The following is an 11,819-nucleotide window of genomic DNA, read 5'->3' as shown; positions in this document are numbered from 1 at the left end:
CGTCGCATCCGGCAATTACGTTTATTCCCGCGAACTAAACAACGCCGCCAGACCACTGCGCCGCTCAGTACGAGTGGCGATTGCCGCACTTAATATACGCTCATCGGCATACAGCGACAGACGGCGACGCGCGCGGGTCACCGCGGTGTATACCAGCTCTCGCGTTACTACCGGCGTGCGTTGGCTCGGTAAAATCAACGCCGCATGGTCGAACTCCGATCCCTGCGATTTATGTACCGTCATCGCCCACGTAGTTTCGTGCTCTGGCAAGCGACTCGGTTGCACAGACTTAATATTGCCGTCCGGCATCGCAAACCAGACGCGCGTCCCCTGCCCGCGATCCAGCGCAATACCGATATCGCCATTAAACAACCCAAGCGCGCTGTCATTACGGGCAATCATTACCGGTCGACCTTCGTACCAACGAGAGTGCGGATGACGATGAATTTTGCGCTTCTGTTGCATAAACTGCTCAATTCGCTCATTCAGTCCAGCCACGCCAAACGGCCCTTCCCGCAGGGCGCACAAAAGTTGGTACTCATTGAACGCCTGAATGATTAAATCCGGCTCGGCACGCGCTTGCAGCAGATCCAGATAACGTCCATAACCCGCAAGAGCTTCCTCAAGCATCGCAATATAATCTTCTCCGCTCTGTAAAAGCCGTTTTTCGATATCAGTAAAATCCTGCTGAAAAACGGTTTTCACTGCCGTTTTATCACCACGGTTGATCGCCGCAGCTAACTGACCAATGCCAGAATCACTGCCGAAACGATAGCTTTTTTGCAGCAGGCAGAGACTGTCGCGCAAAGATGCCGCTTCTGTGCCAGTTCCTGCCGGAACGTGAGTTCCCGTCAGGCGGCTTAGCTGCCCGGCACGCTCGGCGGTAAAGCCGGCATTGGCATAAGCGCAGATATCGCCCAGCACAGCCCCAGCCTCAACCGAGGCCAGTTGATCACGATCGCCGAGAAAGATCACTCGCGCATGATCGGGCAAGGCGTCGATCAGTCTCGACATCATAGGCAGATCGATCATTGACGCTTCATCTACCACCAGCACATCAAGATGCAGCGGGTTACCGGCATGATGACGTAAACGCTGGCTACCCGGCTGCGCACCCAGCAATCGGTGCAAAGTACTGGCATCTTCCGGAATGCGTTTCTTTTGTTCATCGGTCAGCGGTAACTGTCGCAAAGCCTTGCCGAGAGATTCGGTTAAGCGCGCGGCAGCTTTACCCGTTGGTGCAGCCAGACGGATACGGCAGCGTTCGCCGTCGGCCATTTGAATTAACGCTGCCAGTAACTTCGCCACGGTGGTCGTTTTACCGGTACCTGGGCCGCCGGAAATCACCGAGATCCGCCGCGTCAGCGCCACTGCCGCTGCAACTTTTTGCCAGTTAATTTCATCGCTTACTGGAAAAAGTTTGTCCAGGGTTTGCGCCAGTAGAGCTTCATCAACCTCAATGGCATGATTCACCTCATTGAAGAAGCGCGCTACCGTCCGCTCGTTACACCACATGCGATTCAAATAAAGACGATCGCCACAGAGGATCATCGGCGTGGGTTCATCTCCCCTGCTGACCGCTTGAGAAGCCAGCAAGCATTCTTCCCAATTTTGTAGCTCACCGATTTCACTGACACAGGTCGCCAACAGCGGATGCGACGCCTCGTTATTTTCCAGTCGTGAAAGCGGCAAACAGACGTGTCCCTCTCCGGCATCATGACTTAACAGTGCCGCCGCGAGGGTGACGGCAGGATGTTCATCTCCCGCCACGGTCAGGGCAAATTGCACATCCAGCGGGCGTAGCTGTTTGTGCTCCACAGCTTCCAGTAATTGCTTTTGCAATTTCATTACGCCTCCTCCAGGGTCATACCGGCAAACATCTCATCCATCAGGGCAATCAACCCGGCGTTGGGTCGGGTTGTGTAAATCCCTTGTTGCGGATGTTCTTTATCAACGCCACGCAGGAACAGATAGATAACGCCGCCAAAGTGACGATCATAGTCGTAATCAGCAATGCGATGGCGCAGATAACGATGCAGCGCCAGGGTATAAAGCTGATATTGCAGATCATAGCGGTGTGCCTGCATCGCTGCTGCCATAGCCTGTTGGGTGTAAGCCGAACTGTCTTCACCCAGCCAGTTGGATTTATAGTCGAGCAGGTAATAACGCCCTTCGTGGCGGAATACCAGGTCGATAAAGCCTTTTAACATGCCGCGTACCTGCATGAACTCCAGCGGCGGGCAGCCAGCGGATAGCGGGTCAAACTGGCGAATTAGTGCATCAAGCTGGCTGGCGATGAGCGGTTCGCTAATCGGCAGGTAAAACTCCATCTCCACCTGTTTATCGCGGTCGGAAAGCTGACTCAGGCTAACACCCGTTTCATTGAGAGGTGCCTGGAGGACAGCCGTGATCCACTCGGTCAACACCGGTTCCCACTGCGATTCAAAGCCGCCGAGTTCCAGTTTTTCCTGTACCCAGTTCGGGTCAACCGGCTGGGTAAAATCGAGGTCTTCAAACAAACTGTGCAAGAATGTCCCCGGTGACGCACCGCGCGGGAACTGATGCGGTGTTAACGTCGGTTCTTCAACGACGCTGACCACGCCTGCGGCATCAACATCCAGCCGTGGCATCAGATCCTGAGCGATACCGTGACCACGCTGCTGCAAGCCGGAGTAGCTGGTGACACGCCAGTTATCGCCGGGCAATCGTTGTAGCGTCCTCGCATTCAGTTCTGCAGTTAAAGCATCATTAACCTGCCAGGGCTGGTTATCACCAGTTTGTGCCGTTTGCCAGGCAATATCATCATCGCATAACGCTTCAATACAGGTGCGAAGCCCTGCCGCATCTTGCGGTTCCCCTTTTTGCAGCAAACGCCCGAGCGCACTTTGGTGGACGTCGGTGTCACCTTTTTTATCGCCACGACGGCGCACCAGCGGTGCAACGCCGAGACTGCAATGCCAAACCGAACGCGTCAGCGCCACGTAAAGCAAACGCAGATCTTCCGCCAGACGTTCGACCTCCGCAAGCTCGACGCTTTCTGGCGCAGCGTTAAGATCCAGAACAGCCTCAAACGAGTGGCGATCGTGATAAAACGCCTGATCCTGGACGCGGAAATTGGTAATAAATGGCAACCAGACCAGCGGATATTCCAGCCCTTTCGATTTATGGATCGTGACAATCTGCACCAGATGTTTATCACTTTCGAGGCGCATTTGTTGGCTGGAGGCATTACTGTCTGGCTCGAGGATATGTTGCGATAACCAGCGTACCAGCGCATGTTCACTTTCCAGCTGCGTTCCGGCTTCTTGTAGCAGTTCGCTGATATGCAAGATATCGGTAAGACGCCGCTCACCGCCTGCCGTTGCCAGCAAGTTTTCAGCAATGTTACGCGCCGACATCAGCGCCCGCAGCATCGGCATAACGCCACGTTTGCGCCAGATTTGCCGATAACCATCGAACTCTTCGACTACCACATCCCACGCATGTTCGTCATTGTTCAGCGTTTCGATATCCAGCGCGTTCAGCCCCATCATTGACGTTGCCAGCGCACTACGCAGGGTGTTCTCACGTTCGGGCGTCATCACCGCCTGCAACAACCAAAGCATTTCCTGCGCTTCCAGAGTTTCAAAAACACTGTCGCGGTTCGAAAGGTAAACGGAAGGGATTTCCAGCAACGTTAAGGCGTCGCGCACCTGGGCGGCCTCCTGGCGGCTGCGCACCAGCACACTGATGTCCGAAGCACGCACCGGACGCGCGTCGTCGCCGTTCATCAGCAACGCTTCGCCCCGCTGTCCGGCTTGTAGCCAGTCGCGGATTTGCGCAGCACATACCTGCGCCATGGTACTTTGATAGTCGCCAACGCCGCAGCTTTCGCCTTCCATCAGCCACATTTTCATCGCAGGCTGCGTTTCACCTTTAAACACAAAACGTAACGCCTGATTTTTCCCGGCTGATTTCACTGGAATAAACGGTATTTCGCGAAACATGAACGCGTCATCAGTCTGGCTGAAAAGCTTGTTCACACTGTTCACCATTCCAGGTGCGGAGCGCCAGTTGGTGTCTAAAGTGTAGTGGGCGTGAACTTCACTACGCGCCTTCATATAAGTGAAGATATCCGCACCCCGGAATGCATATATGGCCTGCTTCGGGTCGCCAATCAGCAACAATGCGGTTTCCGGCTGATGGTGCCAGATACGGCGAAAAATTCGGTACTGCTGGGGGTCGGTATCCTGAAATTCATCGATCATTGCCACCGGGAATCGCGTACGGATCGCCGCTGCCAACACCTCACCGCTTTCGCTACGCAGCGCGGAATCGAGCCGACTTAACATGTCATCAAAACCCAATTCGCCACGGCGGCGTTTTTCACGCGCTACTGTTTCGCGGATCTCAGCCAATGCGCGGGTGATCACCAGATCGCGGATCGACAATGGTTCTGCAAGCAGTTGATCGATCGCCTCAAACAGTGGATGTCGCGGGGTTTCCCCCCCGGCTTTCGTGCGATCTTCTAAGAAACGCTGGGAGAATTTTTCCAGCGACTCCGGCAACTGATAACTGTTGGTCTCTTCTTCTGCCCAGGCGCTGATCTTGTCGATCCATTTAGCCTGATTGCTACGGTTAAACTTGCGTCGATCAATACCAGAAGATTCGATCAGCGCATCCAGTTCACCCACTGCGTCGCGCCACTGCTGTTTTACCGTAGCAATACGCGCCACAATTTGCGCGTGGCGGGAAGCCAGCGTTTCATCATCGGGCGGCGGTGCTTTGATAACCGGCGCTTCGCCTTGCAGATAACGATTAATATCGCGCAGCAACGCCTGCGGCCCTTTCCAGGTTTCAAAGACGACCTGGGCTATTTCACGCGGCAGCGGGTAGCAGTGGCGACGCCAGAAATCGGCGCAGGCCTGGTAACGTAGCAGAGACTCATCTTCAATCAGCTGCTGCTCAAACAGCATGCCGGATTCAAAGGCATTCAGGTTGAGCATGCGCTGGCAAAAACCGTGAATAGTAAAGACTGCCGCTTCATCCATCTGCCGTTCGGCTAACAACAACCACTGCGCGGCTTGCGCTTTATCGTCGATCTCTTCCAGCAGACGTTCGTACAGTGGATTGTCGGTGGTTTCACGCAGACAGGCGATGCGCAACTCATGGATATTGCTACGGATACGACCACGCAATTCTGCCGTGGCAGCCTCGGTAAAGGTGACCACCAGCAGTTCTTCAACGGTCAGCGGGCGGGGAAAGGCGGCGGAACCGCCTAGTCCAAGTAACAGGCGCAAATAGAGCGCCGCAATCGTAAAGGTTTTGCCTGTGCCGGCAGAGGCTTCAATCAGGCGCTCACCCTGTAAGGGCAAGCGTAAAGGATCTAGTGTCTCGGCGACATCACTCATTCTTTTCACTCATCAGGGGCATTGTTTGCTGCAACGCGCTGACGTTCTCCCACACTTTCCAGCCTTCAGGGTGTACATATTCTGCTTTCCCATTCTGGCTGCCGGAAATCTGCGACAGGATAGCCATGCCTTGCGGCTCGACTACCGCCTGATGGAAGAAATCGGCCAGTTTTTGCGGCGTCAGCAGTTTAATCTGGGCCACGATTTTATCACGCGAATCGAAGCGCATATTGCCGCGATCGAAATCTTTACTTAACTTCGATGCTTCTTCGCCGAGCGTTTGCGGTGCCTGCAGCATCTGGGTAATTACCGCCTGCTGGATTTGCGCAAACTCATCTGGCTTCATCGCTCGCAATTTTGCCTCTGCAGTTGGGAAAAACGCCTTGTAACGCTCCCACAAGAATGAAGGCTGTTTATCATTGCTTTGCAAAAGGAAGCCCATGCCCCACTGACGCCCCACGCTCATTGGAAACGCAAACACGGCATAGCCCAATTGTTCTTCGGTACGCAACTGATTGTAGAACCACGGCTGTACGATCTGCCCCAACAGTGAGCTATAGGCTGAGCTGGTGTATTCATCGTAGCCAGTCGGTACAAATACCGCTGCCAGTGCGGAGTCGGTGCTGTTACCGGCTTTTTCAAAGATGACGGATTGTTTTTTATCGACCACTACATCTTTGTTTCGACACCACTCTGAACCATCAGCGCCCAACTGTTTTTGCACATCGCGTGCCAGCGTTGTTGCCTGGGCTTCGGTCATGTTGCCAATAACCATAAACTCTGGTCGAGCCCCTGATTTTAAGGCGTCGCGATAGGCCAGCACCTCTTTCAACGTAATGGAGGGCAAAATTTTGCGCCGTTCATCTCGCGAGAAGTACGGCACTTGCGAGAGCATCTGCGCAGGCATAATCGCCTGCTCGAACGCTTTGCCCTTTTCTGCGGAATCCATCATCTGGTTATACCAGGACTTCGCCTGCTCAAGCTGATCTTCCGTGGCGGTATAGCTAAAGTAGCCTTCCAGCAATGCCTGGAACAGCTGCGGCAGACGCTGGGTGTAACCATTAGCATTAACCATAAGGCCGTTGTTAGCGTTGGTGGAAAAACTTATGCCACCAACCGACGCCTGGTTGCTTAACTGATCAAGCGCCAGCCCTGCGAGATAATCATTGAGCGCAAACATCACCTGATTGCGGGCGCTGTCCATGGCTTTCGGATTACGCAAAATCAGGCTGACATCGGCTTTTGGCTCGCTGGCAAAATAACGGCTTGGCGCATACACCACGCGCAGATTCGACTCATCAACAATCAGCTCTGGATGGTCATATTTCTTGTCTGACTTAATCAGCGAGAAATCGTCAGGAATATAAGGGTTAAGCTCTGGCAAAGAGAGCGCAATGTCGGCGGCTTTTTTCTGCCAGTCGGCGAAAGTTTGTGCGCTGATTTTATCGACCTGATACGGCGCATCGACAAAGTAAGCCGTTTTGTTGTGCGGCTCTTTCGGGCTGATATACCAGATACGCGCATTCTGCGGCGTCATCATCGCCAGACGTTCCTTTACTGCTTTAGCATCGTACCGATCGGCAATATTGACTGCATCCAGCGTATGCTCAACAGGAACGCGAATCATGGTATCTGCCAGCCATTCGACGTAATCCATATCACGGGTGATTGACGGATAACGGAAGTCGATATCCAGCACATTCGCCAGTTCATCGAAGTATTGTTTATCGATCCCTTTTTCACGTAACAAATTGAGGTAGCTAAAAATAGCCGCCACAACCTGATCGCGATTCGCCAGACCTTTATCGGTTAAAGACGCAGAGATCGCTAATACGCCGCTGTTGCCGTTGACGATAGGATCGGAGTTGGCGCTAATGCCCTCAACTAATCCCTGCTTTTGCAGCCAGTCGGAAAGTGTACCTGGGCTGCGATTACCAATCAGATAGGTAATCAATTCATCGGTTTTGCTACGGAATTTCGCCGAGTTGTTATCAATACGAAACTCTACGCGCAACACTTTACGCGGCAGCGCCGGGACGTAATGAATGATAATGCCCTTTTGCGCGTCAGTGACTACCGGCACGGTGATTTCCGGTTTTTTGCTCTCTTTGTTCGGCACGCGACCAAAGGTGTCCGCCGCCATTTTTGCCAACTCCGGCAGCGGTTTATTGCTGTAAATAACCGCCTTCATCAGATTGGCGGAATAGTACTTCTCGTGGAAATCTTTCAGCGCCTGCTGCACCGGATTACCAGGTTTGTCGCTTAAAGTTTCGAGGTTACCACCAGAAAACTTTGAACCGGGGTGTGCCGGGTTAATGGTTTCTGCGCTGACCTGTGCCATGCGCATCCCGTCACGCGTACGCGCCATGGTTAATTCAGCGTTCACTGCATTACGCTCACGTTCGGCGTATTTCTTGTCGAGCAAGGGTTCTGCAATAGCATCAGCCAGGCGGTCTACCGCACCAGGCAAGGCGTCGTTCTCAACTTCCAGATAGAAAGCCGTGCGATACGGCGCAGTGCTGGCATTGTGACTACCGCCGTGCATTTTGAGATATTCGGCCAGACTGTCAGCCTGCGGGTACTTTTTCGACCCCATCAGACTCATATGTTCAAGGTAATGTGCCAGCCCCTGGTACGCCTCGGGATCTTCCAGCGACCCAACGGGCACCACCAGCGCCGAGAGCGATTTAACTGCCTGCGGATCAGAAACCAGCAAGACCACCATACCGTTATCCAGACGTATAGCCTGATACTGGCGGTTATCTTTATCACTTTTACGGATGGTTTCCTGAATCGGCTGCCATCCCGTTTCTGCCTGACTTAAGGGTGCCCAAAGGGCAACTAACAACAATAATGCTTTGAACCAGGTGCTGCGGGGCATTCACGGACCTCATAATCAACTTAATTTTCTGTCCAGATTCAACACGTTAACGCAAATCATCTGCCAGAATTTAATCTTGTGCTGCACGAGTCAGCCTATGTTTATATAACCATCAGTCCGTGACTGGTGCGCATCATAAAGTAAGCGGATAGATTGCGCAATTTTTATACAGCACTCATGACTGATTAAAGCGAAACAGCGGTAACAGGAAACGTTGCGACTGTTCAACGATGGCCTCCATTGTCTCTGGTGTTAATTGCCGCCAGAGCCGTTGATACCAGATATCATCACCTTCGCCACGCACCATCATGTTGCCTTCGTAAGCCTGCAGGAATTTCGTACGGGCTTTTTGCAACGTGGAATCGTCATCCAGCATGGCATCGTTTTGCGCGTCATAACAGGTTTTTAGCCACGCGCCGCCACTTTCAGGTAACACCAGCAATGGCGCGGACATCCCTTCACGATACCCCTCAATCAGTTGTGAGAGGTAATGCAAAGCCTGTTCGGCTGCAAGCGGCGGAAAACGCCACTCGCCGTCTTTGCGTAGAAAAAGGCGACTTTCACCATTACCACCGCTGGCACAGTAGACAAGGTGTTCCAGCCAAAGTTGCATTCCCTGCGCCACACTTAATAAAGAGGGACGCCAGCGCAACAAGCCATCCGGCTGCACCTGCGGCAACCAGCCAGTTATCTGCACACCGTTGCAGGCGAGATCAATTTCCATACTCTGCCCCGGCTGGCGACAGGCAATGACTCTGTCGGCAAGCTGCTGCATCTCCTGGCACTGTGTTTCCCAGAAAATTTCACCAAAAGCGCCATACGGTAAATCCCCTGCCGCCCGGAAGCGGCGGAACAAGCGTTCGGCATCATCCTGCTCAACCAGTGCATTCAATAACTGCTGATTGATTTGATAACGACTAAGCCCTTCAAGAATAAATGGCTCGGTGTCGGGGATTTCGCTGTCTTCAGTACGGAAGTTCACCTGCAAACGCATCTGGAAGAACGCCCGCACCGGATGTGCCCAGAATCGTTGTAGCGTTTCCAGCGGCACGGTTTCCGGTAAGGTAAACGGCAGCGGCTGAACAAATTCAGAATGTGCTTTACCAGCCTGGCTGGCCGCAGGTAGCCATTCACGAGCATAGCTTTGTCGTTCGCCTGGCTGGTAGTTTTGTGGATCAAACGGCATCCGGGTATGGAGGCAAGTAAGATGCGCTTTTACCCTTGCCTCGCTTTCATCACAGTTGAGCGCTTCATCGCCCGGTAGATAATGACTTTGCCCGATGTAGTCGATCAGTTCCTGCACCAGTACCGACGGGAAACGTTCACTGTTATCCTGAATGGAGCGCCCGATATAGCTGATATAAAGTTTTTGTTGCGCGGAAATTAACGCTTCCAGGAACAGATAGCGGTCATCATCGCGACGGCTACGGTCGCCACGCTTCGGTTTCTGGCTCATCAGGTCAAAGCCCAATGGCGCAAGCTGACGTGGATAAACGCCGTCGTTCATTCCCAGCAGGCAAACCACTTTGAACGGAATTGAACGCATTGGCATCAGAGTACAAATGTTAACCGGTCCGGCGAGAAAACGCTGGCTGATACGTTCTTGATCCAGACGCTGCGCCAGTTCATCACGCAATAGTGACAGCGGCACCGCGTCGCCATACTGCGCACCTAAACCTTCGGCGATAATCGCCTGCCATTGTTGTTCGATCAGCGTCATCGCCGCTTCGGTTTCCGCATCCGGCAGGAAGAAGGCGTTGAGCATATCGCGACAAACCGGCAACCACTCTTCTAGCGGACGCTCCTGTGCCAGCCCGCGACGCCAGATGTTTAGCTGCATTAGCAGTGAAGCCAGATGCCCCACCAGTTCTGCAATTAAGCCGCTCGATTCATCATAAGGTAGAACCGATTGCCACTCGCCCTGCGCGCTCTCCATCGCGTAGCCCAGCAACATACGCGTCAGGCCAAATCGCCAGGTGTGTTGTCCGGTGGCGGGGAGTTCCAGCTCGCGAACGTTGTCGTCATCTATCCCCCAACGAATGCCGGATTCGTTGACCCACTGGCGTAAATAACGCAGCCCTTCTTCGGTGATGTCAAACCGCGCCGCCAGCACCGGCACATCCAGTAATGCCAGCACGTCTTCCGACACAAAGCGGCTGTCTGGCAACGATAACAGGCTGATAAACGCTTCCAGTACCGGATGCGACTGCCGCGCCCGACGGTCGGAAATGGCGTAAGGCAGGTAACGATCCGCAGGTGCGCTACCAAACACAGCCTGAATAAACGGACTGTAGCTGTCGATATCAGCCACCATCACGATGATGTCGCGCGGAGTAAGTGTCGGGTCTTCTTCCAGCATCGCCAGCAGGCGATCGTGCAAAACTTCAACTTCACGCTGCGGGCTATGGCAAACGTGGAAGGTGATACTGCTATCCAGTGGATCAAGCGGGCGTTTGTTATCGCTACGGGAAAACTCTTCGATGTTCACACCAGCAACGGCACGGTTTTCCAGTTCCAGAATGTCAGACTGAATGTTATGCAGCAGGTTATCTGGCGTGACATCGACAAAGGCGTCCAGCTCCTGGCTGCTCTCCAGGTCAGAAAGGAGATAAATGTAGTCGCGCCCAAGCTTACCCCATGAAGCCAGCAGCGGGTTGCCGACATCCTGTTCACCATCGCTGTTAAAGAGCTGCCCGGCATTTTCGCTATCACGAAATAGCGGCAATTCGCGATCTTCAAAACTGTGTCGACGCTGACGGGTCAGCAGTTTCGCCAGATAAGCAGGATCTTTAATATCGCCCCAGTAATAACGGCAGGGGTTGGTAAACAGGAGATGGATTTCAATATGTTTACCCAGCGCCTGTAGCGCCTGGAGATAAACAGGCGGTAACGCGGAAATACCGCATATAAAGACGCGCGAAGGTAGCCCCGGCGGGCAGGTCGTCGCGGACTCCAGCGTTTCGATAAAGCGCTGATAGAGATTGGCGCGGTGCCAGCGCGGTTGCCCGAGTTGATGGGTATATTCCACCAACGCCTTCCACAACGGCGCTTGCCAGGCCTGTGCTTCTCCCAGCCCTTCAACCAAATGTCCTGTTTCCCACTGTGCCAGCCAGTCCGGACGATAGACCAGATACTGGTCAAACAGGTCCGCCGCTTTTGAAGAAAGCTGGAACAGTTTTCGCTTGTCGCTATCGTCAGTCAGATAATGCCGCAACAGGGTAAAGTCTTCGCGCTCCAACAATTGCGGCAGCAGAGTCATCAGTTTCCAGCTCATGCTCTGTTTGTTAAAGGCGCTCTCTTTGGGGATTTCCGGTAACACCCGGACGAACATATCCCAGATAAAGCTCGCTGGCAGCGGAAAATCAATGTTTGCCGCAATACCAAACTTTTGCGACAGGGTCATTTGCAGCCACTGCGCCATACCGGTACTTTGCACCAGAATCATCTCTGGTTCGAAAGGATCGTCCAGCCGTTCGCGTTCGACAATAAACTCCATCAACGCTTCCAGCACGTCCAGACGATTGGAATGGTAGACCCTTAACATAGCG

Annotated in this window: 4 protein-coding genes; all 4 read right to left on the bottom strand. The window is 53.4% G+C overall.

Features of this window, described 5'->3' with window-relative positions; translation table 11 throughout:
* Nucleotides 1-21: 21 nt before the first annotated feature.
* The 4 genes from recD to recC all read right to left on the bottom strand — a co-directional run bounded on the left by recD (nt 22) and on the right by recC (nt 11,815).
* Entirely contained in the window at nt 22-1,848 is a 1,827-nt protein-coding gene (recD, locus tag HGD79_RS20565) for an exodeoxyribonuclease V subunit alpha (protein ID WP_000775946.1), read from the bottom strand.
* A complete protein-coding gene (gene recB / locus HGD79_RS20560) occupies nt 1,848-5,390 on the bottom strand; it encodes an exodeoxyribonuclease V subunit beta (protein WP_001446355.1) in 3,543 nt (1,180 codons plus the stop codon). The genes recD and recB overlap by 1 nt, the downstream gene beginning before the upstream one ends.
* Nucleotides 5,383-8,271, bottom strand: a complete 2,889-nt coding sequence (gene ptrA, locus HGD79_RS20555; RefSeq protein WP_001138197.1) for a pitrilysin — start codon at nt 8,269-8,271, stop codon at nt 5,383-5,385. Before ptrA ends, recB begins: the two co-directional genes overlap by 8 nt.
* A 175-nt stretch (nt 8,272-8,446) precedes the next feature.
* The gene (gene recC / locus HGD79_RS20550; RefSeq protein WP_000946938.1) at nt 8,447-11,815 is read right to left on the bottom strand and encodes an exodeoxyribonuclease V subunit gamma; all 3,369 of its coding nucleotides are present in this window, start codon (nt 11,813-11,815) and stop codon (nt 8,447-8,449) included.
* Between the last annotated feature and the right edge of the window lie 4 nt (nt 11,816-11,819).

The sequence above is a fragment of the Escherichia sp. SCLE84 genome (assembly GCF_012584495.1).
Classification (GTDB): Bacteria; Pseudomonadota; Gammaproteobacteria; order Enterobacterales; family Enterobacteriaceae; genus ECMA0423.
This window is presented reverse-complemented; position numbering and strand designations above follow the sequence as displayed.

Coding starts and splice junctions, on each gene's coding strand:
- recD (WP_000775946.1), bottom strand. CDS start 1,848: ATGAAATTGCAAAAGCAATTACTGGAAGCTGTGGAGCACAAACAGCTA.
- recB (WP_001446355.1), bottom strand. CDS start 5,390: ATGAGTGATGTCGCCGAGACACTAGATCCTTTACGCTTGCCCTTACAG.
- ptrA (WP_001138197.1), bottom strand. CDS start 8,271: ATGCCCCGCAGCACCTGGTTCAAAGCATTATTGTTGTTAGTTGCCCTT.
- recC (WP_000946938.1), bottom strand. CDS start 11,815: ATGTTAAGGGTCTACCATTCCAATCGTCTGGACGTGCTGGAAGCGTTG.